Source organism: Providencia alcalifaciens, from assembly GCF_020271745.1.
GTDB classification, from domain to species: domain Bacteria; phylum Pseudomonadota; class Gammaproteobacteria; order Enterobacterales; family Enterobacteriaceae; genus Providencia; species Providencia alcalifaciens_B.
Genome location: NZ_CP084296.1, coordinates 1,132,961 through 1,158,336, shown reverse-complemented (window position 1 = coordinate 1,158,336; position 25,376 = coordinate 1,132,961). Strand labels below are relative to the sequence as shown.

The window sequence follows — 25,376 nt, the reverse complement described above, 5'->3', positions numbered from 1 at the left end:
TGGTTTGCTTAGAAGTTACGGAGAGTAAAAATGAAAGTTCGTGCTTCCGTCAAGAAATTATGCCGTAACTGCAAAATTATCCGTCGCAATGGTAGCGTTCGAGTGATTTGCAGTGTTGAGCCAAGACATAAACAACGTCAAGGCTAAGAAAAAGCATTTTTTTCTTGCAAAGTTGGGTTGAGCTGGCTAAATTAGCCAGCCAATCTTTTTTATCTAAGATACATTATTGTTTGAGTATCCTGAAAACGGGCTTTTCAGCACAGTAATGTATATTTTAACTTAGGAGTGCATAGTGGCCCGTATAGCAGGCATTAACATTCCTGATCATAAACATACCGTAATCGCTTTAACATCGATTTTCGGCATCGGCAAAACTCGTTCACAGGCTATCTGTGAAGCAACTGGTATTGCTGAAAATGTTAAGATCAGTGAGCTGTCTGAAGAACAAATCGACAAGCTGCGTGACGAAGTTGCTAAATACGTTGTAGAAGGTGACTTACGCCGTGAAATTACCCTGAGCATCAAGCGTCTAATGGACCTTGGATGTTACCGTGGTTTACGTCATCGTCGTGGTCTTCCTGTGCGCGGACAGCGTACTAAGACTAACGCTCGTACCCGCAAGGGTCCGCGTAAGCCGATCAAGAAATAAGTCGGGGTATTGAATAATGGCAAAGGCACCAGTTCGTGCACGTAAGCGTGTAAGAAAACAAGTCTCAGACGGTGTGGCTCATATCCATGCTTCTTTCAACAACACAATCGTTACCATTACTGACCGTCAGGGTAACGCATTAGGTTGGGCAACTGCCGGTGGTTCCGGTTTCCGTGGTTCTCGCAAATCCACTCCGTTCGCAGCTCAAGTTGCGGCAGAGCGTTGCGCAGAAGCTGTGAAAGAATACGGAATCAAAAACCTGGAAGTTATGGTTAAGGGACCGGGTCCGGGTCGCGAATCAACAATTCGTGCTCTGAACGCCGCTGGTTTCCGCATCACTAATATTACTGATGTGACTCCTATCCCTCATAACGGTTGTCGCCCACCGAAAAAACGTCGCGTTTAATACGTTTCGTTTTTTTTAGGACTGTTGGAGAAAGAAAATGGCTAGATATTTGGGTCCTAAGCTCAAGCTGAGCCGTCGCGAAGGAACAGACCTCTTCCTGAAGTCTGGTGTTCGCGCGATTGACACCAAGTGTAAATTAGAACAGGCACCTGGCCAGCACGGTGCGCGTAAACCGCGTCTGTCTGACTATGGTGTTCAGTTACGTGAAAAACAAAAAGTTCGTCGTATTTACGGTGTTCTGGAACGTCAATTCCGTAACTATTATAAAGAAGCAACTCGCCTGAAAGGCAACACAGGTGAAAACCTGCTGACTCTGCTGGAAGGTCGTTTAGATAACGTCGTTTACCGTATGGGCTTTGGCGCAACTCGCGCAGAAGCACGTCAAATGGTTAGCCACAAAGCTATCATGGTAAATGGTCGTGTAGTTAATATCGCTTCTTATCAGGTTTCCCCGAATGACGTTATCAGCGTTCGTGAGAAAGCTAAAAAACAGTCTCGTATTAAGGCTGCTTTAGAGCTGGCTGAACAGCGTGAGAAGCCAACTTGGCTGGAAGTTGATGCTGCTAAAATGGAAGGTGTGTTCAAACGTATTCCTGAACGTACTGACTTGTCTGCGGACATTAACGAACACCTGATCGTCGAGCTTTACTCCAAGTAAAGCTTAGCACCAAAGAGAGGACACAATGCAGGGTTCTGTGACAGAGTTTCTAAAACCGCGCCTGGTAGATATCGAGCAAGTGAGTTCGACGCACGCTAAGGTGACCCTTGAGCCTTTAGAGCGCGGCTTTGGCCACACTCTAGGCAACGCACTGCGCCGTATTCTGCTTTCGTCTATGCCGGGTTGTGCGGTGACAGAGGTTGAGATTGATGGTGTACTGCATGAGTACAGCACCAAAGAAGGTGTACAGGAAGATATCCTGGAGATTCTCCTCAACCTGAAAGGGCTGGCGGTAAAAGTTCAGGGGAAAGATGAAGTTATTTTAACCTTGAATAAATCTGGCATTGGCCCTGTGACTGCAGCCGACATCATCCATGATGGTGATGTCGAAATCGTCAAGCCACAGCATGTGATCTGCCACCTCACTGACGAAAGCGCATCTGTAAATATGCGTATTAAAGTTCAGCGTGGTCGTGGTTATGTGCCGGCTTCTGCCCGAGTTCATTCGGAAGAAGATGAGCGCCCAATCGGTCGTCTGTTAGTCGATGCTTGCTATAGCCCTGTAGAGCGTATTGCCTACAATGTTGAAGCAGCTCGTGTTGAGCAGCGTACTGACTTGGATAAGTTAGTAATCGAAATGGAAACTAATGGTACAATCGATCCTGAAGAGGCGATTCGCCGTGCAGCTACCATCCTGGCTGAACAACTTGAAGCTTTTGTTGACCTACGTGATGTACGTCAACCAGAAGTTAAAGAAGAGAAACCAGAATTCGATCCTATCTTACTGCGCCCAGTTGACGATCTGGAATTGACTGTCCGCTCTGCTAACTGCCTCAAAGCAGAAGCTATCCACTACATCGGTGATCTGGTACAGCGTACAGAAGTTGAGTTGCTCAAAACTCCGAACCTTGGTAAGAAATCTCTTACTGAAATTAAGGACGTCTTGGCATCTCGTGGTCTTTCTCTGGGCATGCGCTTAGAAAATTGGCCACCAGCAAGTATTGCTGATGATTAGGATCACAGGTTAAGGTTTTACTGAGAAGGATAAGGTCATGCGCCATCGTAAGAGTGGTCGTCAATTGAACCGCAACAGCAGCCACCGCCAAGCTATGTTCCGTAACATGGCAGGTTCTTTAGTTCGTCATGAAATCATCAAGACGACTCTGCCTAAAGCGAAAGAACTGCGTCGCGTCGTTGAGCCGCTGATTACTCTTGCCAAGACCGACAGCGTAGCTAATCGTCGTCTGGCATTCGCACGTACTCGTGATAACGAGATCGTTGCAAAACTATTTAATGAACTGGGACCTCGTTTCGCAGCTCGCGCAGGTGGTTACACTCGTATTCTTAAGTGTGGCTTCCGCGCAGGCGACAACGCTCCGATGGCTTACATCGAGCTTGTTGACCGTGCTGTTGAGTCTCAAGAAGCAGCTGCAGAGTAATCTGTAATTGCTTTCAAGAAAACCGGGTGTATTGCCCGGTTTTTTTGTACCTGCTATTCTAGCCCTCCAAATTAATTCTTTTCCATCCTTGAATTTTTGTTTTCTATCCATACTTATAGGCATAAGCAAATGAGCATGTATAAGATTGGTCAAATAGCTAAGTTGGCAGATGTAACACCAGATACGATCCGTTTTTATGAAAAACAGGGTTTGATGGGGCACAAAACGAGAACTGAAGGTGGCTACCGGTTGTTTACGGAGCAAGATTTACAGCGTCTACGTTTTATCCGTTATGCTAAGCAGTTAGGGTTTACACTTGAGGCGATTACTGAATTATTATCGATCCGTGTTGATCCCGAACACCACACGTGTCAGGAATCAAAAAACATTGTTGATATCAGACTGATTGAAGTGGAAAGGAAGATCCAAGAACTGATCATTATGAGAGATTCATTGAAAACCTTGAGCTCAGCATGTTGTGGTGATGAGCATGCATCAACATACTGTTCTATCATGGAAATTTTAGAAAAAGGTGCATCAAAAATTTATTAATTTAAAACTGATTATAAAGGTAGATTATGAATAAGTATCAGCATAAACGTGGTGAAATTAAAGATAATGCCATTGAGGCTCTGTTGCATGACCCGCTATTTCGCCAGAGAGTTGAGAAGAATAAGAAAGGAAAAGGAAGCTATACAAGAAAGGGAAAAACAAGCAAGGTAGGCAACTGGGAGGCCAGTGGTAATCGGTTAATAAACTTATTACCACTGGCCTTTTAGTTATTTTTTATTCTGTTCTTTCAGTAAGTCACGAATTTCAGATAGTAAAACTTCTTCTGTAGATGGTGCAGCAGGCTCTGCTGGTGCAGCTTCTTCTTTTTCACGACGTACTTTATTCATTACCTTAATCGCCATAAAAATAGCAAATGCGACAATAACAAAATCAAAAACAGTCTGGATAAACATCCCATAATTCATCACTACGGCAGGTACACTCCCTTCCGCTTCTCGAAGTACAAGGCTGAATTGTTTAAAATCTACGCCACCAATGATTAATCCTAGTGGGGGCATGATCACATCGGCGACTAACGAAGAAACGATTTTACCAAATGCGGCACCAATAATAATACCGACTGCCATATCCACAACATTGCCCTTCATGGCAAATTCGCGGAACTCTTTTAGAAAACTCATGTACAACCCCTTCCCTTTATTAACTAAATGACTAAACGTGTGGAATCACGTATCAAAATTATAGTATCTAGAATTATTAACCTGCAAATTTTTACTATTTATTTTAGATAATTATAAAAAGAACGGACTTGGCTGGAACAGTTTTTCCACATCCGGAACATATTTTTTATCGGTAATAAACATAATGACATGGTCACCTTGCTCGATAATATGGTAATCGCTAGCAATGATGACTTCTTCCTCTCTTACGATAGCACCTATAATTGTGCCTGGAGGAAGTTTAATTTCTGATATTTTTTTACCAACCACTTTTGATGTGTTCTCATCACCGTGGGCGATCGCTTCAATAGCCTCTGCGACTCCTCGGCGTAATGATGAGACACTAACAATATCCGCTTTTCTGACATGACCAAGTAAAGCAGAAATGGTAGCTTGTTGTGGAGATACTGCAATATCAATAACACCACCTTGAACTAATTCAACATAGGCAGACCGTTGAATTAATACCATGGCTTTCTTGGCCCCCATTTTTTTCGCAAGCATAGCGGACATGATGTTTGCTTCATCATCATTGGTAAGCGCAATAAACACATCCATTTGTTCAATATGTTCTTCCGTAAGTAACTCTTGATCTGAGGCATCACCATAAAAAACAATCGTATCATGGAGCAGTTCAGCTAATTCAGTTGCTCTTTCCTGATTACGTTCAATGAGTTTAACACTATAGTCTTTTTCCAATCGCTTAGCTAAACCAGCACCTACGTTACCACCACCAACAATCATTAAACGTTTGTACGGCTTTTCTAATCGTTGGAGCTCACTCATTACAGCTCTAATATGTTGAGTAGAGGCAACGAAGAAAACTTCATCACCCGCTTCAATAATGGTGGAACCTTGAGGACGAATCGGTCTATCTTGACGGAATATTGCGACAACTCGAGTATCAATGTGTGGCATGTGCTCACGTAAGCTAGATAATGCATTACCTACCAGAGAACCCCCATAGTAGGCTTTCACAGCAACAATGCTCACTTTACCTTCGGCAAAATTAACAACCTGTAAAGCCCCCGGATATTGGATAAGTTTATAGATATATTCAATAACCAGCTGTTCTGGTGATATCAGATAATCAATAGGGATTTGCTCTGCCAAAAAAAGCTTGTCAGCTTCGCGGATATATTCGGTTGCACGAATACGCGCTATTTTATTCGGCGTATTAAATAGGCTATAAGCAATTTGGCAAGCAACCATGTTGGTTTCATCCGAGTTAGTTACTGCAACTAACATATCTGCATCTTCAGCTCCAGCATCTCTAAGAACTCGGGGATGGGATCCATGCCCATTAACTACGCGTAGATCAAACTGATCCTGTAGCTGACGCAAACGATCGGCATTGGTATCAACAACGGTAATATCGTTATTTTCATCCACTAAGTTTTCAGCGAGTGTTCCACCGACTTGCCCTGCGCCTAGAATAATGATCTTCATAGCATCTTCCTATCTCAGAGTCTTTGTTAAATATTACTGTACTTGCTTGAGTAAGCGGGCGTAAAAGAAACCATCACCCCCAGTTGCGCTTGGTAATATTTGTAGGCCTAATTCTGTACCATCATTCATACTTGCATCAGTATGTTTAGAAAGAAAATGTTGAATCTGCTGGCTATTTTCTTCAGGCATGATGGAGCATGTGGCATACACTAATGTGCCGCCAGGTTTTAAGTATGGCCATACAGCCTCTAATATTTGAGCCTGTAACTGAGATAACTCTAGAATATCTGAATCGCGTCTTAGCCATTTAATATCAGGATGGCGTCTAATAACTCCCGTTGCAGAGCATGGAGCATCAAGCAAAATACGATCAAATTGTTGATCCTTAGCCCACTCTTCAGGTTTCGTGCCATCCCCTTGAATAACAATAGCTTGTTGCTTTAATCTTTGCAGGTTTTCTTTCACACGTTTGAGTCGTGACTCATCAATGTCTACAGCGAGAACATGGGCTTTAGGGGCAAGTTCTAAGATATGTGTTGTTTTTCCGCCTGGTGCTGCACATAAGTCGAGAATATTTTCGCCATTAACTGGAGAGAGTAATTCAGCACAGCCTTGTGCGGAAACGTCTTGTACTGTTGACCAGCCATCTTCAAAACCAGGTAAGCAAGTAACTGGCATCGCTTCTTCTAGGCGAATTGCACTTGGATGGGATGGGTGCAAGTGTGCTGTAATTTCCGCTTGTTCGAGTAACTCTAAATATTGCGCGGCAGTATGATGCTGAGAATTAACTCTTAACCACATCGGGGGACGTTGGTTATTGGCATCAACGATATTTTTCCAGCTATCAGGATAGGCGGTTTGAATGCGTTTTAATAACCAACTAGGATGTAAATATTGGCTATTATTATTTGTATTGCGCTCTTCTAACTGAACTTGCTGACGCTGAAAAGATCGTAGTACTCCATTTATTAGGCCTTTCAGCTGGGGGCGCTTTAATGCAACAGCACCATCCACGGTTTCTGCTAAAGCTGCATGTGCAGGGATGCGAGTATAAAGTAATTGATAGATCCCAACCATGATGAGGTAATGCAAAGTTCTTTGCTTGCCTGTTAGCGGTTTCTCCATAAGCTGGCTAATAAACCATTCGAGCTTTGGTAGATAGCGTAAAACACCGAAGCAAATCTCTTGCAGTAGTGCTTTATCTTTATCATTAATATTACGTTGTAGATCAGGTAAAACGGTACTTAATGATTGTCCGTTATCTAAAACCTGACTAATGGCGGTCGCAGCGATACTACGCAAATTATATTTGTTTTTCATAATTGAAAGAGAGTCTATGAGTTATTTAAGTAGCATTACCAGATTCTGTATTTTCAGGTAATACTACCAATATATTAGTCTAACAATTGCTCAGGTATGAACCATTCGCGGCGGGAGTTAAGGATATCTTGCGCACTCATCGCTTTTTTACCAGGTGGTTGTAGCTGAGTAATATTTAATATCCCGTTGCCAGTTGCAACACTGATGCCTTTTTTATCGGCACTGATGATAGTACCTGGGCGCTTATTATGTGCTTGAGCGATGACTTCCGCTTGCCATACTTTGATTAATTGCTCTTGAACCATGAAATAACTCATTGGCCAAGGGTTAAAGGCACGAATACAGCGTTCAATGTGTTCAGCAGGTAGTTGCCAATCAATTCGAGCTTCATCTTTAGATAATTTTTCAGCGTAATTGGCAAGTGAATCATCTTGTTTTTCTGGAGAACAATGACCCGAAGAGAGTAAATCTACTGTATGAATAAGTGCTTTAGGTCCTGTAATCGCCAGCTTTTCATATAAAGTTGCACTTGTATCTTCAGCAGTAATCGGGCAAGTGGCTTTATATAACATATCTCCGGTATCAAGGCCTGCATCCATCTGCATGATAGTGACACCAGTTTCATGGTCACCTGCCCAAATGGACCGTTGGATTGGAGCGGCACCTCTCCAGCGTGGTAACAATGAACCATGGACATTCAAACAACCTAAACGGGGAATATCCAAAACTGCTTGTGGCAGGATCAAACCATAAGCAACGACAATCATCAGATCAGCATTTTGATCTTTGATCCACTGTTGATTGTCTGGATCACGTAAAGTCACTGGTTGGAAAACCGGTATTCCATGTTCTTCCGCAAGGATCTTCACAGGACTCGGTGTTAGCTTTTTGCCTCTACCTGCGGGTTTATCGTGACGAGTTAATACACCAACAACGTTATGATTGGTTTCTAACAATGCAGCCAAATGTTTAGCAGCGAAATCAGGCGTACCTGCAAAAATAATTCTTAATGGTTCTGACACGATCCTTTCCCATTTATAGTAATAAAGACTAACTTATTATCAAATCAACGATTTTTAGCTTCTTTAGCTCTCAGTCTATCAAGTTTTTCTACTTTCTGGCGGATACGTTGGCGCTTCAACGGTGATAAGTAATCAACGAATAGTTTTCCAACTAAATGGTCCATTTCATGTTGAATACAGATAGCCAGTAGACCATCAGCTTCAAGTTCAAATGATGTACCGTTATAATCAAGAGCACGAACTTTCACTTTCTCCGCCCTTGGGACAAATCCTAGCTGTTCAGGGATTGATAGGCAGCCTTCTTCTATACCTGTTTCACCTTCTTTATTAAGAAGCTCAGGATTGATAAGTACAAGGCGCTCATTACGTGATTCAGAAACGTCAATAACAATGATGCGCTGGTGGATATCCACTTGCGTTGCTGCGAGCCCAATGCCTTCTTCGTCATACATCGTATCGAACATATCATCAATAATACGCTGGATAGATGCATCAACTTTTTCAACTGGTTTTGCAATAGTGCGAAGGCGCTCGTCTGGATAATGTAACACGTTTAAGACTGACATAAATTTTTCGAGTAGTTTCCAAAATTTGAAAGGTAATTACTGCCTATTCTAGACATTTATCAGTCATATTGACAGTATTGGTTATGATTTGTTCGTTTCCAAGCGTGCTAACTTATCTGTCAGGAAGACAAAATGAATGAACAGGAAATATGGCTAAGACTTTCGCAAGTTAGCCGAGTTGGGATAAAAACAGCGATAAAAATAATATCGCTATTAAAACAAGTGGGTAAAGTAAATCATACAGTCTTAAAAGCCTGTGGGTTGAATGAAATGCAGCGATTACAATTCCTAAATGTCTCTTTAAAGCGCATTGAGTCAACTTTGAAATGGTTAGAAGTCAAAGAAAATCAATTGATTACATTTTTAGATGTGCAATATCCTTTTTTATTAAAGCAGATATATAACCCACCTTTATTACTTTTTGTATCGGGACGAAGTGAATTATTATCTGAAAAGCAAATTGCTATTATAGGAAGCCGGCAAGTTACTGAATATGGTAAAAAGTGGACTGAAGCATTTGTTAGAAAATTTATTGATTATAATTTGGTGATAACTAGCGGTTTAGCATTAGGTATTGATGGCATTAGCCATAGAACGTCTATAGAAAGCCATGGGAAAACTGTCGCAGTATTAGGAAGTGGGCTTTCCCATATTTACCCGAAACAACACTTTGATTTAGCTGACCGAATTAGGTCAGAAGGGGTATTAGTTTCAGAGTATTTGCCTGATACTCCCCCATTAGCAAAACAGTTTCCTCGAAGAAACCGTATCATTAGTGGGCTAAGCAAAGCGGTATTGGTTATTGAAGCGAGTATGAAAAGTGGATCGCTGATTACAGCCCGATATGCAATTGAACAAAATCGAGATTTATTTACACTGCCTGCACCATTAGGTAACTCAGCATTTAGCGGTAATCATTGGTTGATACAGCAAGGAGCATACCTGCTGGTAGAACCCGAGGACATATTATTACATCTAGAATGTTCACCAAATTGGATACAATCGGAATTAGAGATTGAAACCTCGGTAGAACCAGAGTTAAATCTGACAGAAAGTCGGATTTTAGGTATGGTAGGATATCAATCGACCCCTGCAGATATCATTGCTACTGAATTACAGTTACCTATCACTCAAGTGGTTTCAGTCTTAACTGAATTGGAGATCAATGGCGTGATTATATCAGTGGCTGGTGGGTATATCAGAGTAAACTAGTCGTTGAAGAAAAGAGTGGATTAAACAAAAACATGTCGAAGCAATTGCCTTTTGATACAGATAAAAATGAATTTTGTCCTGAATGTAGCTCTTTGCTGGTTATTCGTAACGGAGCTCACGGGCCTTTTTTAGCATGCTCTGGTTACCCTCAATGTCATTATATTAAGCCATTAAGAGCAGTTGCTGAAACTCACGTTGTCAAAGTATTGGAAGGTCAAAGCTGTCCTAAATGCGGGTATGATTTGGTATTAAAACAAGGGCGTTTTGGGATGTTTATTGGCTGTAGCCATTATCCTGAATGTGAACATACAGAGCTCATCGATAAACCGGATGAAACTAAGGTTCCTTGCCCTCAATGCCAAACAGGCAATTTACTACAAAGAAAATCCCGTTTTGGCAAAACTTTTTATGCTTGCGATAACTATCCTAACTGTCAGTTTATTCTGAATAATAAGCCTGTAGTGGGAAAATGTCAGTCTTGTGAATACCCATTACTTATGGAAAAAAAGGTTGGACAGGGAGTAAGATTGTTCTGTGCCAGCAAACGCTGCGGTCAGTTACAAGAAGAACTATGAGTTAAAACTATGCAAAATCAATCTACACCTGCAATTAAAAATATAATCGAAGCACTAAAACAACAACAAGTTATCGCATATCCAACAGAGGCCGTTTTTGGCTTAGGCTGTGACCCTGATAGTGAAGCTGCAGTAAATAAATTACTTGAATTGAAACAGCGACCTTGGGAAAAAGGGTTAATTTTGATTGCTGATAATTATGAACAGCTAAAAAGTTATGTCGATGACAGCAAACTTAATGAGCAACAGCGCCAAGCGATGTTTGCAACATGGCCAGGGCCTGTTACTTGGGTGATCCCTGCGAAAAACACGACTCCAAAATGGCTAACGGGTCAGTTTGATACTTTAGCTGTTCGTGTCACAAACCATGAATTAGTGAAAGCCCTTTGTAGCGAATATGGCAAGCCAATCGTGTCAACGAGTGCAAATTTGAGTGGGTTAGAACCATGTCGAACCACAGAAGAAGTGATTGCGCAGTTTAAAGAGACAATCCCTGTTCTTGATGGTGTAGTTGGTGGAAGATTAAATCCATCAGAAATTCGGGATGCCATGACTGGGCAATTATATCGTAAAGGATAATGATTAATGGGAATGTTTGCAGTTTTTGGTAATCCGATTCAACACAGTAAATCACCTTCAATACATCAAATGTTTGCCAAGCAGACAGGCATTGATCTTGAATACCAGAAAATACTTGCTCCTGTAGAAGATTTCGAAGCTTACTTATCAGATTTCTTCGAAAAAGGCGGGCAGGGTGCAAACATTACATTACCGTTTAAAGAAAGGGCTTTTCAATTTGTCTCAGAGTTGACAGAAAGAGCTCAAACCTGTGGTGCTGTAAATACAATTAGAAAGCTCGATAATCACCGCTTGTTGGGTGACAATACTGATGGTGAAGGATTGTTGCTTGATCTACAGCGTCTTGGGTTTGTCTCGCCTTCAAGCAAAATATTGGTTATTGGAGCTGGTGGCGCAACTCGTGGCGCTTTATTGCCTCTACTTGAGTATGGCTGCGATATTACGTTGACTAACCGAACCTTTATAAAAGCAGAATCGTTAGCTCGCCAATTTTCGACTATTGGGAAAATACAGAGTAGACCAATGGATCAGCTCATTTCAGCAGAGTTTGATCTGATTATTAATGGTACTTCTTCAGGAGTGACCGGTGAGATTCCTAAAATCAGTCCTGAACTATTTTCTCAACAGGTCGCATGTTATGACATGTTTTACCAACGAGGCTTAACACCTTTTTTGTCATTTGCTAAGCAATATCAAGTGAATAAGCTAGCTGATGGCTTAGGTATGCTGGTTGGGCAAGCGGCATTTGCCTTTAAACTTTGGCATGGGGTGATACCAGAGATTGAGCCAGTATTAAAAGAGTTAAAAAAGGAACTTGAATAATGAATCAGGCGATTCAATTTCCAGATAGGGAAGAGTGGGACTCAGCCATTAATAAGGTACGTTTCCCTGTTTTAGTCAATGGACTACTTTCAGAGTGTATTGTTTCACAAACTCTACTTATTAAACGATATGGTCAGAATGAAACTCCACTGGCGCTTTTTCAACATTATCGTTGGGATATAGAAGAAGAATTCGAGACCTTGATTGAACAAGGACTCGATAATGAAAATGGCTTCTATGAATTGCTGGACGATAAATAATTATTTTTCCACTCAACATAATTATTAGCTGAATAACGTAAATGACTAAGTTCAGCTTCGGTGAGTTTTCGAATTGCTTTGGCTGGACTTCCCATATATAAGTAACCAGACTCTAACCTTTTTCCCTGAGTGATGAGGCTGTTAGCACCGATCACAACATCATCTTCAATAATAGCCCCATCGATCACGATAGATCCCATACCGACAAGAACCCGATTACCTATCGTGCATCCGTGTAGCATGACTTTATGTCCAATAGTGACATCTTCCCCAATGATTAACGGATTTCCATCAGGATTGCTGGTGGACCTATGGGTGACATGTAGCACGGAGCCATCCTGAATATTTGTTCGTGCACCTATAGATATATAATTCACATCACCACGTAGCACGGATAGTGGCCAGATACTTACATCTTCGGCTAAGCGAACATCTCCAATGACGACAGAGGATGGATCAATAAAAACAGTAGCAGCGACAGAAGGGAAGGTTTCTAAATAAGGTCTTAAAGATGTATTCATATTCGTAGCCATAAAACGTAGATGGATATAAAGGTAACTATAAGGAAGCTCTCAATTAAGAATCAAATAATTAAGAGGGGCAGCATGGGTAGAATTATACGACAAAACAGCTGTTTTTATAACCATAATGATAGTAAAAAAAGCATAATGATGAAATTATCCGCAAACGATATTTTTTTTTAAAAAAAAGGTTGTGTAATTTTTCGAGCTCCCTATAATGCGCATCCGTTGTCACGACAAACCGGCTCGAAGAAAACCTCGAAGCCCCGTGATAACAGAGGTGAAGAAAGAAAATAGTTGAAAATAATCGCTTGACTTTCTAAATAAAAAACGTAGTATACGACACCTCGCGACAACGACCTAAAGTTGATAATCGTAAAGATTAAGTCGCACCGCTCTTTAACAATTTATCAGACAATCTGTGTGGGCACTCACAGGACACTATCAAAAAAATATTTGATTTTAAGTCTTGAAGAGTGACTAACACGTTAATTCATATATATGAACTAATAGGTAATTTGGTTTCTTCGGAAATCAAACGACAGTAAACATTCTTTGAGCATCAAGCTTTTTAATTGAAGAGTTTGATCATGGCTCAGATTGAACGCTGGCGGCAGGCCTAACACATGCAAGTCGAGCGGTAACAGGGGAAGCTTGCTTCTCGCTGACGAGCGGCGGACGGGTGAGTAATGTATGGGGATCTGCCCGATAGAGGGGGATAACTACTGGAAACGGTAGCTAATACCGCATAATCTCTTAGGAGCAAAGCAGGGGAACTTCGGTCCTTGCGCTATCGGATGAACCCATATGGGATTAGCTAGTTGGTGAGGTAATGGCTCACCAAGGCGACGATCCCTAGCTGGTCTGAGAGGATGATCAGCCACACTGGGACTGAGACACGGCCCAGACTCCTACGGGAGGCAGCAGTGGGGAATATTGCACAATGGGCGCAAGCCTGATGCAGCCATGCCGCGTGTATGAAGAAGGCCTTAGGGTTGTAAAGTACTTTCAGTTGGGAGGAAGGCGTTGATGCTAATATCATCAACGATTGACGTTACCAACAGAAGAAGCACCGGCTAACTCCGTGCCAGCAGCCGCGGTAATACGGAGGGTGCAAGCGTTAATCGGAATTACTGGGCGTAAAGCGCACGCAGGCGGTTGATTAAGTTAGATGTGAAATCCCCGGGCTTAACCTGGGAATGGCATCTAAGACTGGTCAGCTAGAGTCTTGTAGAGGGGGGTAGAATTCCATGTGTAGCGGTGAAATGCGTAGAGATGTGGAGGAATACCGGTGGCGAAGGCGGCCCCCTGGACAAAGACTGACGCTCAGGTGCGAAAGCGTGGGGAGCAAACAGGATTAGATACCCTGGTAGTCCACGCTGTAAACGATGTCGATTTGGAGGTTGTTCCCTTGAGGAGTGGCTTCCGGAGCTAACGCGTTAAATCGACCGCCTGGGGAGTACGGCCGCAAGGTTAAAACTCAAATGAATTGACGGGGGCCCGCACAAGCGGTGGAGCATGTGGTTTAATTCGATGCAACGCGAAGAACCTTACCTACTCTTGACATCCAGAGAATTTAGCAGAGATGCTTTAGTGCCTTCGGGAACTCTGAGACAGGTGCTGCATGGCTGTCGTCAGCTCGTGTTGTGAAATGTTGGGTTAAGTCCCGCAACGAGCGCAACCCTTATCCTTTGTTGCCAGCACGTGATGGTGGGAACTCAAAGGAGACTGCCGGTGATAAACCGGAGGAAGGTGGGGATGACGTCAAGTCATCATGGCCCTTACGAGTAGGGCTACACACGTGCTACAATGGCGTATACAAAGAGAAGCGACCTCGCGAGAGCAAGCGGAACTCATAAAGTACGTCGTAGTCCGGATTGGAGTCTGCAACTCGACTCCATGAAGTCGGAATCGCTAGTAATCGTAGATCAGAATGCTACGGTGAATACGTTCCCGGGCCTTGTACACACCGCCCGTCACACCATGGGAGTGGGTTGCAAAAGAAGTAGGTAGCTTAACCTTCGGGAGGGCGCTTACCACTTTGTGATTCATGACTGGGGTGAAGTCGTAACAAGGTAACCGTAGGGGAACCTGCGGTTGGATCACCTCCTTACCATTGAAGTGTACTTGTGAAGTGCTCACACAGATTGTCTGATAGAAAGTAGAGCAAAAAGCGCGTCTGCGAAGCTGACTGTAGTGTCCCCTTCGTCTAGAGGCCTAGGACACCGCCCTTTCACGGCGGTAACAGGGGTTCGAATCCCCTAGGGGACGCCAATTGCGCGGAGAATGAGTGAAAGACGTTCCCCACAAATAATGATTAAGCCAATTACGTTGTAGTTGGTTTAACAATTATGCTCTTTAACAATCTGGAACAAGCTGAAAATTGAAAACAACGCACATTGTTTATCGCTTAAACAATGTGAGAGTCTCTCAAAAATCTCAACTTGAAAGTGTTCAATTGGCCGTCGGGTCAGTTGATAAAAGACACCTTCGGGTTGTGAGGTTAAGCGACTAAGCGTACACGGTGGATGCCTAGGCAATCAGAGGCGATGAAGGACGTGCTAATCTGCGATAAGCGTCGGTAAGGTGATATGAACCGTTACAACCGACGATTTCCGAATGGGGAAACCCAGTGCAATTCGTTGCACTATCGTTTGATGAATACATAGTCAAACGAGGCGAACCGAGGGAACTGAAACATCTCAGTACCTCGAGGAAAAGAAATCAACCGAGATTCCCCTAGTAGCGGCGAGCGAACGGGGAGCAGCCCAGAGTCTTAATCAGCATTAGCATCAGGAGAACGGTCTGGAAAGGCCGGCAGTAAAGGGTGATAGCCCCGTATCCGAAGGTGTTAGTGTTGTGAACTCGACGAGTAGGGCGGGACACGTGTTATCCTGTCTGAATATGGGGGGACCATCCTCCAAGGCTAAATACTCCTGATTGACCGATAGTGAACCAGTACCGTGAGGGAAAGGCGAAAAGAACCCCGGCGAGGGGAGTGAAATAGAACCTGAAACCGTGTACGTACAAGCAGTGGGAGCACCCTTGTGGTGTGACTGCGTACCTTTTGTATAATGGGTCAGCGACTTATATTCTGTAGCAAGGTTAACCGTATAGGGGAGCCGTAGGGAAACCGAGTCTTAACTGGGCGAATAAGTTGCAGGGTATAGACCCGAAACCCGGTGATCTAGCCATGGGCAGGTTGAAGGTTGGGTAACACTAACTGGAGGACCGAACCGACTAATGTTGAAAAATTAGCGGATGACTTGTGGCTGGGGGTGAAAGGCCAATCAAACCGGGAGATAGCTGGTTCTCCCCGAAAGCTATTTAGGTAGCGCCTCGTGAACTCATCTTCGGGGGTAGAGCACTGTTTCGACTAGGGGGTCATCCCGACTTACCAACTCGATGCAAACTACGAATACCGAAGAATGTTATCACGGGAGACACACGGCGGGTGCTAACGTTCGTCGTGAAGAGGGAAACAACCCAGACCGCCAGCTAAGGTCCCAAAGTCATAGTTAAGTGGGAAACGAAGTGGGAAGGCTCAGACAGCCAGGATGTTGGCTTAGAAGCAGCCATCATTTAAAGAAAGCGTAATAGCTCACTGGTCGAGTCGGCCTGCGCGGAAGATGTAACGGGGCTAAACTATGCACCGAAGCTGCGGCAGCGATATGTAAATATTGTTGGGTAGGGGAGCGTTCTGTAAGCCTGTGAAGGTGTGCTGTGAGGCATGCTGGAGGTATCAGAAGTGCGAATGCTGACATAAGTAACGATAATGCGGGTGAAAAACCCGCACGCCGGAAGACCAAGGGTTCCTGTCCAACGTTAATCGGGGCAGGGTGAGTCGACCCCTAAGGCGAGGCAGAAATGCGTAGTCGATGGGAAACGGGTTAATATTCCCGTACTGGTGATAATTGCGATGGGGGGACGGAGAAGGTTAGGCTGGCCGGGCGACGGTTGTCCCGGTTTAAGGATGTAGGCAGGTGAATTAGGCAAATCCGGTTCACTATATGCTGAGGTCTGATGACGAGTCACTACGGTGGCGAAGTAGCTTATACCCCGCTTCCAGGAAAAGCCTCTAAGCTCTAGATTATCATTAATCGTACCCCAAACCGACACAGGTGGTCAGGTAGAGAATACTCAGGCGCTTGAGAGAACTCGGGTGAAGGAACTAGGCAAAATGGTGCCGTAACTTCGGGAGAAGGCACGCTGGCATTAGGTGAAGTGGTTTACCCATGGAGCTGAAGCCAGTCGCAGATACCAGCTGGCTGCAACTGTTTATTAAAAACACAGCACTGTGCAAACACGAAAGTGGACGTATACGGTGTGACGCCTGCCCGGTGCTGGAAGGTTAATTGATGGGGTTATCCGTAAGGAGAAGCTCTTGATCGAAGCCCCAGTAAACGGCGGCCGTAACTATAACGGTCCTAAGGTAGCGAAATTCCTTGTCGGGTAAGTTCCGACCTGCACGAATGGCGTAATGATGGCCAGGCTGTCTCCACCCGAGACTCAGTGAAATTGAACTCGCTGTGAAGATGCAGTGTACCCGCGGCAAGACGGAAAGACCCCGTGAACCTTTACTATAGCTTGACACTGAACATTGAGCCTTGATGTGTAGGATAGGTGGGAGGCTTTGAAGCGTGGACGCCAGTCTGCGTGGAGCCAACCTTGAAATACCACCCTTTAATGTTTGATGTTCTAACGTTGCCCCATTATCTGGGGTGCGGACAGTGTCTGGTGGGTAGTTTGACTGGGGCGGTCTCCTCCCAAAGAGTAACGGAGGAGCACGAAGGTTGGCTAAGCATGGTCGGACATCATGCGGTTAGTGCAAAGGCATAAGCCAGCTTGACTGCGAGAGTGACGGCTCGAGCAGGTACGAAAGTAGGTCTTAGTGATCCGGTGGTTCTGTATGGAAGGGCCATCGCTCAACGGATAAAAGGTACTCCGGGGATAACAGGCTGATACCGCCCAAGAGTTCATATCGACGGCGGTGTTTGGCACCTCGATGTCGGCTCATCACATCCTGGGGCTGAAGTAGGTCCCAAGGGTACGGCTGTTCGCCGTTTAAAGTGGTACGCGAGCTGGGTTTAGAACGTCGTGAGACAGTTCGGTCCCTATCTGCCGTGGGCGTTGGAAGATTGAAAGGGGCTGCTCCTAGTACGAGAGGACCGGAGTGGACGCACCACTGGTGTTCGGGTTGTCATGCCAATGGCATTGCCCGGTAGCTAAGTGCGGAAGAGATAACCGCTGAAAGCATCTAAGCGGGAAACTTGCCTTGAGATGAGTCTTCCCTGACCCTTTAAGGGTCCTAAAGGAACGTTTAAGACTAAGACGTTGATAGGTTGGGTGTGTAAGCGTAGCGATACGTTGAGCTAACCAATACTAATGAACCGTGAGGCTTAACCTGACAACACCGAAGGTGTTTTAGAGAGATTGAGTTGATTCAATAAAGTGGAAGCCACAAGGTAGACACACAGCTTGTTCAGGATTGATATTCTGGTTTAAGAAAAGACTTAAACGGGAATAAACAGAATTTGTCTGGCGGCAATAGCGCGGTGGTCCCACCTGACCCCATGCCGAACTCAGTAGTGAAACGCCGTAGCGCCGATGGTAGTGTGGGGTCTCCCCATGTGAGAGTAGGGAACTGCCAGACATTAAATTAAAACTTATTGCAAAGCGATAAGTTGCCGAAAGGCAAAAAGAATAAGTGGAGCGGTAGTTCAGTTGGTTAGAATACCTGCCTGTCACGCAGGGGGTCGCGGGTTCGAGTCCCGTCCGTTCCGCCACTTAATTTAGGGGCGTAGTTCAATTGGTAGAGCACCGGTCTCCAAAACCGGGTGTTGGGAGTTCGAGTCTCTCCGCCCCTGCCAGTTACCAATTAAGTAATAATAAAAGAAGTATCTATTGATAACCCGATTATATTAATCGGGTTTTTCTTTTTGTATCCCTCTATTTTTTCCTAACTGTGAAATTTCCTAGCATTTATCCTATCTACCTATCTACCTATCTACCTATCTACCTATCTACCTATCTACCTATCTACCTATCTACCTATCTACCTATCTACCTATCTACCTTTAAATATTCCATCTAAGTGATAATTTTTTACAATAAAAAAGGGCGATAGTTCGCCCTTTTTTTTGAATTCTCTAATGTTTATTGTGTATTTGGTATTGGTGTTTTAATAAGTTGATTAATTAGGACTTGCTGATCATTTTTTTTCAGCCAAATTGCATATAAAGGCTTAGTAATAACGTTATTTGAGAGTGTTTTTAACGTTGGATAATGTTGGATCCAATGTGTTGGTAAAAATGCCGCTGAAAGCGATACAGGCAACAATTGACGCGTAATTTCTGCGGATGTCGTAATCATTACAGGGGAATCATCTTGAAGTAGCGTTGGTTCATTCTTGGGATGAAAATCAGCCCCCCATTCTAGCTTGATAAAATTATACTGAGTAAGAGCTATATTCTTTTGAGATGCCATTAATTGAAGTTGAATAGAACCAATGATGGTACTTTCAAATTCATCCATTTTTGGTGGTTCGATCGCTATCAGTAAGTCTAATTCTCTAGAATGTAACTGCTTTACGAGTGATTGACGTGTGGATACGCGGGCTTCTAATCGTAGCTCATCATGTTGGTTATATAGAACTTCCAACCAACTTGTGAGATAACTTTCCCATAATGATGAAGTTGCTCCGATAGACAGTTCTGTATGCTGGGATGCGTGTGAGATCTCTTTTTTGGCTTGAAGCCATGTATTCATTAGAGATTCAGCATAGGGAACTAAACGCTCTCCTGCAGCAGTTAAACGAATATTATTACGGTGTCGTGTGAATAGGCTTGTACCTAATTGTGTTTCTAACTGTCTGATACGAAAGCTAACGGCAGACTGGGTTAAGTAGAGAGATTCTGCGGCTCTGCCGAAGTGCCTGGTTCTACTGACTTCTAAAAAAGTTCTTAATAACTCGCTGTCCACACGTATCTCCAATAATTTTTGTCGTGATGATTCAAATGTTTTGTTTTACAGATTGTCAATGCTGTCTAATACTCCGCGCCATATAGAGTTGACCGTAATCAGTTAGGAGTGTGTCAGATGGCAGATAGCTTCATCACGACTAATCGTTTTTTTGATAATAAACATTACCCACGTGGCTTTTCTCGTCATGGTGATTTCACCATCAAAGAAGCTCAGTTGCTAGAACGTCATGGCCAAGCTTTCAATGAGCTTGATACAGGAAAACGCGCAGCGCAAACAGAAGAAGAAAAGTTATTCGTCGCTGTTTGCCGTGGAGAGCGCGAACCTACAACCCTTGAAGAAAAGGTATGGGTGAAATATTCTAGCAGAATTAATCGTCCGAAGCGCTTCCATACACTATCAGGTGGCAAGCCACAGATAGATCCATCGGAAGACTATACCGATACGGATGATTAATTTCATTAGTATTAAAATAGTATAAGCATTAAAACAAATAGGGACTTAGGTCCCTTTTGTTGTTTATGTCTAATCATTAATTTTTGTCTTAATTCCCTCAGCTTACTTGTTTTTGCAAATGAAGCAATAACTTATCCATTGCCCGATACCCCAGCGCTTCTAGTAAATGCTCCCGTTGTATATTCGGAGAATAGCTAAGATCTGCAATTGTTCGAGAAACTCTAAGAATTCTGTGCCAAGCACGGATAGATAGCCCTAGCTTATTAAGTGCATTCTCTAAGAATAGTGCATCTTCAGCAGTCAACTGGCAGATTTTTGTTGTTTCACTTGCTGTTAGTTGACTATTAATTTTACCAGCTCGATTAATTTGTTGGTTTCTTGCTTCAATAATTCGTAAGCGAATTTGCTTGCTCGTTTCGCCTTGGTGTGTTTGCTGGCTTAAAGTACCTAGAGGGAGTAGTGGGATCTCAATAGAAAGATCGAATCTGTCTAAGAATGGCCCTGAAACGCGTGATAAGTATCGTAGTACTTTTGCTGGAGAGGATCTATTCATTTCTCCTTGGTAATGCCCTGTAGGGCTAGGGTTAAGGGCTGCGATTAATTGGAAGTTAGCAGGGAAACATACCTTAGCTTTTGCTCTTGAAATGATAATTTGGTGAGATTCCAGCGGTTCTCGTAAAGAGTCTAATACAGAGCGTGTGAATTCAGGTAACTCATCTAGAAACAATATACCGTTATGGGCGAGGGATATCTCTCCTGGCTTAGGTAATGAACCACCGCCAATCAAAGCGGTCATTGATGTATTGTGGTGAGGGCATCTAAATGGTCGTGTAGGCCACTTATCTAGGATTTCCATGGTTTGGCTAAGGCTATGTAATGCTGTGACTTCCAGTGCTTCTTGAGGCGTTAAGGGCGGTAGTAAAGTTATCAACCGGTGGGCTAACATAGTTTTGCCTGTACCGGGAGGACCTAGCAGTAATAAATTGTGCCCACCTGCTGCGCTAATTTCTAATGCTCGCTTTCCTTGCTCTTGTCCTATGATGTCACAAATATCGTTTTCATGGTCAGAAGGATAAGTATGCTGAACAACTTGTTGATTACTCGATAGTGTGCTTTTTTGATGCAAGTAATGACAAAGTTCCAATAAGGATGTTGCAAAACTGACGCTGCTATCAGCTAATAAACTGAGTTGATATTGATTATCTTTCGATAGAATTAATTGCCTGTTTTGACTTATTGCTGCTTGAGCGGCAGGGATCCCGCCGTTGACATAACGTATATCGCCAGAGAGCGCTAATTCACCAAGAAACTCATGGCGTTCTAATAACTGATCAGGAATTTGTCCGGATGCTGCAAGTATTGCAATCGCAATCGCTAAATCATAACGACCACTTTCTTTAGGTAAATCTGCCGGCGCTAAGTTTACCGTCATCTTTTTTACGGGATATTCAAAGCCGCTATTAACCATAGCACTCCGTACTCTATCTCGCGCTTCTTTAACTGCAGTTTCTGGTAACCCAACTAAGGTTAACCCCGGTAGTCCATTACTAATATGTGCTTCAACAGTCACAAGCGGAGCGTCTAATCCAATAGATGCTCGAGTGTAAACAATAGCTAACGTCATAAATCACCTCTTTGATTGACCAGCATAATATTCTGTTGTGATTCAGACGTATTTTTCTATTGTAATTTTGATATTTGCGAAGCAACTCGATAATTAAATTGTTTAATTGCATGGGTGTTTTATTTTTTCTCGATGCGCTTTGAAGCCTTTAATTTGGCTAGTTACATTCATTTTATTTTTTGAATAACAATAGTTTCAACAGCAAATTGGTTAAGTGAGGTTAATTTTTTGGGTAAGCTTGATGGCATGTATTTCGCTAAATCAGAGGTAGATAATTGAGCTAAATCATAGATAAATATTGTTGCTAATCGCTAGGCTTTTGCTTTATTAATAGTTGTTTAGTCTGAATATTTTGTAATTCATTGAATTTAAATGAGATAAAAAACTTAATCATTAAAAAAATAAATAAGAGTTGTCAAAGTAATTTTAAAATGATAACTCTTTAATAAGGATAACGATTAAAGTTGAAAAGATTAAACACATGAACAAATTCATCCAAGTGATTAGCCTAATTATTAGCGTGGTGGTGATTATTATCCCACCGTGCGGGGCTGCACTTGGACGACGATGGCTGAAATAATAGCTAAATCTTACGAGAACCCCGCACCGAAAGGCGCGGGGTTTTTTTTGATATGAAATTTATGCAAACCAACAAAGATAATAAAAACATAATAAATACAAGTAAATAAAAAGGTAGATAGGTGATAAACATGAACGGAGCACAGTGGTTAGTTCAAGCATTAAGGACACAAGGCGTTGATACTGTTTTTGGGTATCCAGGTGGCGCTATCATGCCTGTTTATGACGCTTTGTATGATGGTGGAGTGGAGCATTTGCTGTGTCGCCATGAGCAAGGCGCAGTTATCGCCGCCATCGGTTATGCTCGCTCGACAGGTAAAACAGGTGTTTGCATTGCAACTTCTGGTCCTGGAGCAACAAACGTGATTACGGGCCTGGCTGACGCACTACTCGATTCTGTCCCTGTTGTTGCGATTACAGGGCAGGTAGCATCAGAGTTTATTGGTACCGATGCCTTTCAGGAAATTGATGTTTTAGGGTTATCTTTGGCCTGTACGAAACATAGTTTTTTGGTGGAATCCATCGAGGATTTACCTCGTATTCTCGCTGAAGCTTTCGCAATCGCAAATAGTGGGCGTCCCGGACCAGTACTGATTGATATTCCGAAAGATATTCAGCTGCAACACGCAGATTTATCACCCTATCTCATGCCTGTAGAGCAACAAGATACGACTTCTGAGGATGCAATTCAGCAAGCAAGAACACTGTTGGAGCAGTCAGAAAAACCGATGTTGTACATTGGTGGTGGAGTCGGGATGTCAGGGGCGGTAACTGAATTGAGAGCTTTTATAGAACAGACAAAGATCCCGTCAGTTGTCACCTTGAAAGGTTTAGGAGCCGTACATCCAGCAGATCAAAACTATCTAGGCATGTTGGGAATGCACGGTACGAAAGCTGCCAATATTTCAGTGCAACGTTGTGATTTACTCATCGCGGTTGGTGCACGTTTTGACGATAGGGTAACAGGTAAATTAAACACTTTTGCTCCGAATGCGAAAGTGATTCATATCGATATCGATCAGGTTGAATTGGATAAATTACGCCAAACCCATGTCGCCCTATTGGGTGATGCAAAAGCGTTATTGCCTCAATTGATGGTGACAAAAAATATCACGAGTTGGCAGGAAGAAGTTCAACAGCTCAAGCAGGAGTTTGGTTGGCGTTATGACCACCCAGGTGAACCAATCTACGCCCCATTATTGCTGAAACAACTGTCAGACAAAATGAAACCTAATACCGTTGTTACAACAGATGTTGGTCAGCACCAAATGTGGTCTGCTCAACATATTGTTGTTGATGGGCCTGAGAATTTTTTAACATCAAGCGGGTTAGGAACGATGGGTTTTGGGATCCCCGCAGCGGTGGGAGCTCAAGTCGCTCGCCCTGAAGATACTGTTGTTTGTGTATCTGGCGATGGCTCTTTCATGATGAATGTACAAGAGCTGGGAACCATCAAACGTAAGCAATTACCCGTTAAGATTTTATTGTTAGATAACCAACGATTAGGAATGGTTCGTCAATGGCAAGAGCTGTTTTTTGAGCAACGCTACAGTGAAACCATTTTGACTGACAACCCAGACTTTGTTGCATTAGCGAACGCTTTTGGCATTCAAGGTCGCCGTATTACATGTAAATCAGAAGTGAACGCAGCACTCGATGAGCTACTGACAAGTGAGGGCGCATTTTTATTACAGGTATCAATTAATGAATTAGAAAATGTCTGGCCATTGGTTCCACCAGGGGCTAGTAACGAAAAAATGATGGAGAAACCGTTATGATGCAGCATCAACTCTCGATATTAGCCCGTTTCCGCCCCGAGGTTTTAGAGCGTATTTTGCGAGTAACTCGCCATCGTGGATTTCGGATTAGTTCTATGAATGTGGATCAATTATCAGATAGTGATAATGTAAGTATCGAACTGACTGTCAGCAGCCAGAGACCGTTGGCACAGTTATGTGCACAATTAACAAAGTTGGCTGACATCACTGAAGTTGAAATAAAACAACAAGAATCACGACTATTACGCACACAAAGTGCAATGTAAGGAATAGATAAAATGACTAAGAAAGCTGACTTTATTTGGTTTAACGGTGAAATGACGCCATGGGCAGATGCTAAAGTTCATGTGATGTCTCATGCCCTGCATTACGGTACTTCCGTATTTGAAGGTGTCCGTTGCTATGATTCACACAAAGGGCCTGTTGTTTTCCGTCATCGTGAACACATGCAGCGTTTACATGATTCTGCGAAAATTTACCGTATGCCAGTCAGCTACAGCGTCGATGAGTTAATGGAAGCTTGTCGTGCAACTCTGCGTAAAAATAACTTAGTCAGCGCCTATATTCGTCCATTAGTTTTCATTGGTGATGTGGGCATGGGCGTGAACCCACCCGATGGCTACAGTACGGATGTCATTTTAGCCGCATTCCCTTGGGGAGCATATTTAGGGGAAGAGGCATTAGACCAAGGAATTGATGCAATGGTTTCTTCATGGAATCGTGTTGCACCAAATACTATTCCTACTGGTGCAAAAGCAGGTGGTAACTACCTGTCTTCATTACTGGTTGGTAGTGAAGCGCGTCGTCATGGTTACCAAGAAGGTATCGCGCTGGATGTTCATGGTTATCTTTCTGAAGGCGCAGGTGAGAATATCTTTGAAGTGAAAGATGGCATTCTGTACACCCCACCGTTTACTTCATCAGCGTTACCGGGGATCACCCGCGACGCCATTTTGACATTGGCGAAAGATATGGGGATCGAAGTACGTGAACAAACGCTGTCTCGTGAATCTCTGTATTTAGCCGATGAAGTCTTTATGACCGGAACAGCGGCTGAAATCACTCCAGTTCGCAGTGTCGATGGTATCCAAGTTGGTATCGGTCGTTGTGGTCCTGTGACGAAGAAAATTCAGCAAGCATTCTTTGGTTTGTTCAACGGTACAACAGAAGACAAATGGGGCTGGTTAGATCCAGTAAACCCTCAATAATTAAATACTATAAATTACAGGCGGTCGTTCCCCGCCTGCT

The 25,376-nt window shown here is 43.3% G+C and carries 26 protein-coding genes, 3 tRNA genes and 3 rRNA genes; 24 read left to right on the top strand and 8 right to left on the bottom strand.

What is annotated here, in order from left to right:
* Positions 1-30: 30 nt before the first annotated feature.
* The 8 genes from rpmJ to LDO51_RS05270 all read left to right on the top strand — a co-directional run bounded on the left by rpmJ (position 31) and on the right by LDO51_RS05270 (position 3,931).
* Positions 31-147 (top strand): 50S ribosomal protein L36, encoded by a 117-nt coding sequence (gene rpmJ, locus LDO51_RS05305; RefSeq protein ID WP_004265484.1) that lies wholly within the window; start codon positions 31-33, stop codon positions 145-147.
* A 145-nt stretch (positions 148-292) separates the two neighbouring features.
* Complete coding sequence (gene rpsM, locus LDO51_RS05300; protein WP_004907144.1) at positions 293-649, top strand: 30S ribosomal protein S13; 357 nt, start codon at positions 293-295, stop codon at positions 647-649.
* A 16-nt stretch (positions 650-665) separates the two neighbouring features.
* The gene (gene rpsK / locus LDO51_RS05295; RefSeq protein ID WP_004388621.1) at positions 666-1,055 is read left to right on the top strand and encodes a 30S ribosomal protein S11; all 390 of its coding nucleotides are present in this window, start codon (positions 666-668) and stop codon (positions 1,053-1,055) included.
* 37 nt (positions 1,056-1,092) lie between these two features.
* Positions 1,093-1,713, top strand: a complete 621-nt coding sequence (rpsD, locus tag LDO51_RS05290; RefSeq protein ID WP_004265487.1) for a 30S ribosomal protein S4 — start codon at positions 1,093-1,095, stop codon at positions 1,711-1,713.
* A gap of 25 nt (positions 1,714-1,738) precedes the next feature.
* Complete coding sequence (locus tag LDO51_RS05285; RefSeq protein WP_036955903.1) at positions 1,739-2,728, top strand: DNA-directed RNA polymerase subunit alpha; 990 nt, start codon at positions 1,739-1,741, stop codon at positions 2,726-2,728.
* Between the two features lie 37 nt (positions 2,729-2,765).
* Entirely contained in the window at positions 2,766-3,152 is a 387-nt protein-coding gene (gene rplQ / locus LDO51_RS05280) for a 50S ribosomal protein L17 (RefSeq protein ID WP_036955900.1), read from the top strand.
* Positions 3,153-3,287: 135 nt separating this feature from the next.
* Positions 3,288-3,704 carry a Zn(2+)-responsive transcriptional regulator gene (gene zntR / locus LDO51_RS05275; protein ID WP_225577224.1) on the top strand — a complete coding sequence of 139 codons (417 nt, stop codon included), beginning with the start codon at positions 3,288-3,290 and terminating at the stop codon, positions 3,702-3,704.
* 26 nt (positions 3,705-3,730) lie between these two features.
* On the top strand, positions 3,731-3,931 hold the full coding sequence (locus tag LDO51_RS05270; RefSeq protein ID WP_225576621.1) for an alternative ribosome-rescue factor A: 201 nt from the start codon (positions 3,731-3,733) through the stop codon (positions 3,929-3,931).
* Here LDO51_RS05270 and mscL read toward each other — a convergent pair whose 3' ends face one another.
* The 5 genes from mscL to def form a co-directional block, all read right to left on the bottom strand.
* Positions 3,932-4,345, bottom strand: coding sequence for a large-conductance mechanosensitive channel protein MscL (gene mscL, locus LDO51_RS05265; protein ID WP_036955890.1), 414 nt, complete (start codon positions 4,343-4,345; stop codon positions 3,932-3,934).
* Positions 4,346-4,456: 111 nt separating this feature from the next.
* Positions 4,457-5,833: a Trk system potassium transporter TrkA gene (gene trkA, locus LDO51_RS05260; protein WP_036955884.1), complete on the bottom strand. Its 1,377-nt coding sequence runs from the start codon at positions 5,831-5,833 to the stop codon at positions 4,457-4,459.
* Positions 5,834-5,866: 33 nt separating this feature from the next.
* Positions 5,867-7,153: a 16S rRNA (cytosine(967)-C(5))-methyltransferase RsmB gene (gene rsmB, locus LDO51_RS05255; protein WP_225576620.1), complete on the bottom strand. Its 1,287-nt coding sequence runs from the start codon at positions 7,151-7,153 to the stop codon at positions 5,867-5,869.
* Positions 7,154-7,227: 74 nt separating this feature from the next.
* Positions 7,228-8,175: a methionyl-tRNA formyltransferase gene (fmt, locus tag LDO51_RS05250; protein ID WP_225576619.1), complete on the bottom strand. Its 948-nt coding sequence runs from the start codon at positions 8,173-8,175 to the stop codon at positions 7,228-7,230.
* A gap of 44 nt (positions 8,176-8,219) precedes the next feature.
* A complete protein-coding gene (gene def, locus LDO51_RS05245) occupies positions 8,220-8,741 on the bottom strand; it encodes a peptide deformylase (RefSeq protein WP_225576618.1) in 522 nt (173 codons plus the stop codon).
* A gap of 132 nt (positions 8,742-8,873) precedes the next feature.
* On the opposite strand from def, the gene dprA reads away from it, so the two are divergent.
* From dprA to LDO51_RS05220, 5 genes are read left to right on the top strand one after another with little or no spacing between them, the layout of a single operon-like run.
* On the top strand, positions 8,874-9,953 hold the full coding sequence (dprA, locus tag LDO51_RS05240) for a DNA-processing protein DprA (RefSeq protein ID WP_225576617.1): 1,080 nt from the start codon (positions 8,874-8,876) through the stop codon (positions 9,951-9,953).
* Between the two features lie 32 nt (positions 9,954-9,985).
* Positions 9,986-10,528 (top strand): DNA topoisomerase family protein, encoded by a 543-nt coding sequence (locus tag LDO51_RS05235; RefSeq protein ID WP_225576616.1) that lies wholly within the window; start codon positions 9,986-9,988, stop codon positions 10,526-10,528.
* Positions 10,529-10,537: 9 nt separating this feature from the next.
* On the top strand, positions 10,538-11,107 hold the full coding sequence (gene tsaC / locus LDO51_RS05230) for an L-threonylcarbamoyladenylate synthase type 1 TsaC (RefSeq protein ID WP_225576615.1): 570 nt from the start codon (positions 10,538-10,540) through the stop codon (positions 11,105-11,107).
* Between the two features lie 6 nt (positions 11,108-11,113).
* Positions 11,114-11,929, top strand: a complete 816-nt coding sequence (gene aroE / locus LDO51_RS05225) for a shikimate dehydrogenase (RefSeq protein ID WP_225576614.1) — start codon at positions 11,114-11,116, stop codon at positions 11,927-11,929.
* Positions 11,929-12,189 carry a DUF1488 domain-containing protein gene (locus LDO51_RS05220; RefSeq protein ID WP_225576613.1) on the top strand — a complete coding sequence of 87 codons (261 nt, stop codon included), beginning with the start codon at positions 11,929-11,931 and terminating at the stop codon, positions 12,187-12,189. Before aroE ends, LDO51_RS05220 begins: the two co-directional genes overlap by 1 nt.
* Here the strand turns inward: LDO51_RS05220 and LDO51_RS05215 are convergent.
* Complete coding sequence (locus tag LDO51_RS05215; protein WP_225576612.1) at positions 12,165-12,710, bottom strand: gamma carbonic anhydrase family protein; 546 nt, start codon at positions 12,708-12,710, stop codon at positions 12,165-12,167. The two genes, LDO51_RS05220 and LDO51_RS05215, sit on opposite strands and share 25 nt — an antisense overlap.
* A gap of 572 nt (positions 12,711-13,282) precedes the next feature.
* On the opposite strand from LDO51_RS05215, the gene LDO51_RS05210 reads away from it, so the two are divergent.
* The 6 genes from LDO51_RS05210 to LDO51_RS05185 all read left to right on the top strand — a co-directional run bounded on the left by LDO51_RS05210 (position 13,283) and on the right by LDO51_RS05185 (position 18,580).
* Positions 13,283-14,823: ribosomal RNA gene (locus tag LDO51_RS05210) — 16S ribosomal RNA — on the top strand.
* An 85-nt stretch (positions 14,824-14,908) separates the two neighbouring features.
* Positions 14,909-14,984: transfer RNA gene (locus tag LDO51_RS05205), tRNA-Glu, on the top strand.
* Between the two features lie 227 nt (positions 14,985-15,211).
* A 23S ribosomal RNA gene (locus LDO51_RS05200) occupies positions 15,212-18,117 on the top strand.
* 130 nt (positions 18,118-18,247) lie between these two features.
* Positions 18,248-18,363, top strand: a 5S ribosomal RNA gene (rrf, locus tag LDO51_RS05195).
* Together the 16S, 23S and 5S rRNA genes with 3 tRNA genes alongside form the textbook arrangement of a ribosomal RNA operon.
* 56 nt (positions 18,364-18,419) lie before the next feature.
* Positions 18,420-18,496 (top strand) — tRNA-Asp (locus LDO51_RS05190).
* 8 nt (positions 18,497-18,504) lie between these two features.
* Positions 18,505-18,580 (top strand) — tRNA-Trp (locus LDO51_RS05185).
* A gap of 286 nt (positions 18,581-18,866) precedes the next feature.
* Here the strand turns inward: LDO51_RS05185 and hdfR are convergent.
* A complete protein-coding gene (gene hdfR / locus LDO51_RS05180) occupies positions 18,867-19,697 on the bottom strand; it encodes an HTH-type transcriptional regulator HdfR (RefSeq protein WP_225577223.1) in 831 nt (276 codons plus the stop codon).
* A gap of 111 nt (positions 19,698-19,808) precedes the next feature.
* On the opposite strand from hdfR, the gene LDO51_RS05175 reads away from it, so the two are divergent.
* Positions 19,809-20,147, top strand: a complete 339-nt coding sequence (locus tag LDO51_RS05175) for a DUF413 domain-containing protein (RefSeq protein WP_036948772.1) — start codon at positions 19,809-19,811, stop codon at positions 20,145-20,147.
* A gap of 97 nt (positions 20,148-20,244) precedes the next feature.
* Here LDO51_RS05175 and LDO51_RS05170 read toward each other — a convergent pair whose 3' ends face one another.
* Complete coding sequence (locus LDO51_RS05170; protein WP_225576611.1) at positions 20,245-21,771, bottom strand: YifB family Mg chelatase-like AAA ATPase; 1,527 nt, start codon at positions 21,769-21,771, stop codon at positions 20,245-20,247.
* A 481-nt stretch (positions 21,772-22,252) separates the two neighbouring features.
* Between LDO51_RS05170 and ilvL the strand changes: the two genes are divergently transcribed.
* The 4 genes from ilvL to LDO51_RS05150 all read left to right on the top strand — a co-directional run bounded on the left by ilvL (position 22,253) and on the right by LDO51_RS05150 (position 25,336).
* Positions 22,253-22,351, top strand: coding sequence for an ilv operon leader peptide (gene ilvL, locus LDO51_RS05165; protein WP_225576610.1), 99 nt, complete (start codon positions 22,253-22,255; stop codon positions 22,349-22,351).
* 130 nt (positions 22,352-22,481) lie between these two features.
* Entirely contained in the window at positions 22,482-24,128 is a 1,647-nt protein-coding gene (ilvG, locus tag LDO51_RS05160; protein WP_225576609.1) for an acetolactate synthase 2 catalytic subunit, read from the top strand.
* Positions 24,125-24,394: an acetolactate synthase 2 small subunit gene (ilvM, locus tag LDO51_RS05155; RefSeq protein ID WP_036948778.1), complete on the top strand. Its 270-nt coding sequence runs from the start codon at positions 24,125-24,127 to the stop codon at positions 24,392-24,394. Before ilvG ends, ilvM begins: the two co-directional genes overlap by 4 nt.
* 12 nt (positions 24,395-24,406) lie before the next feature.
* A complete protein-coding gene (locus LDO51_RS05150) occupies positions 24,407-25,336 on the top strand; it encodes a branched-chain amino acid transaminase (protein ID WP_006658220.1) in 930 nt (309 codons plus the stop codon).
* Positions 25,337-25,376: the final 40 nt, after the last annotated feature.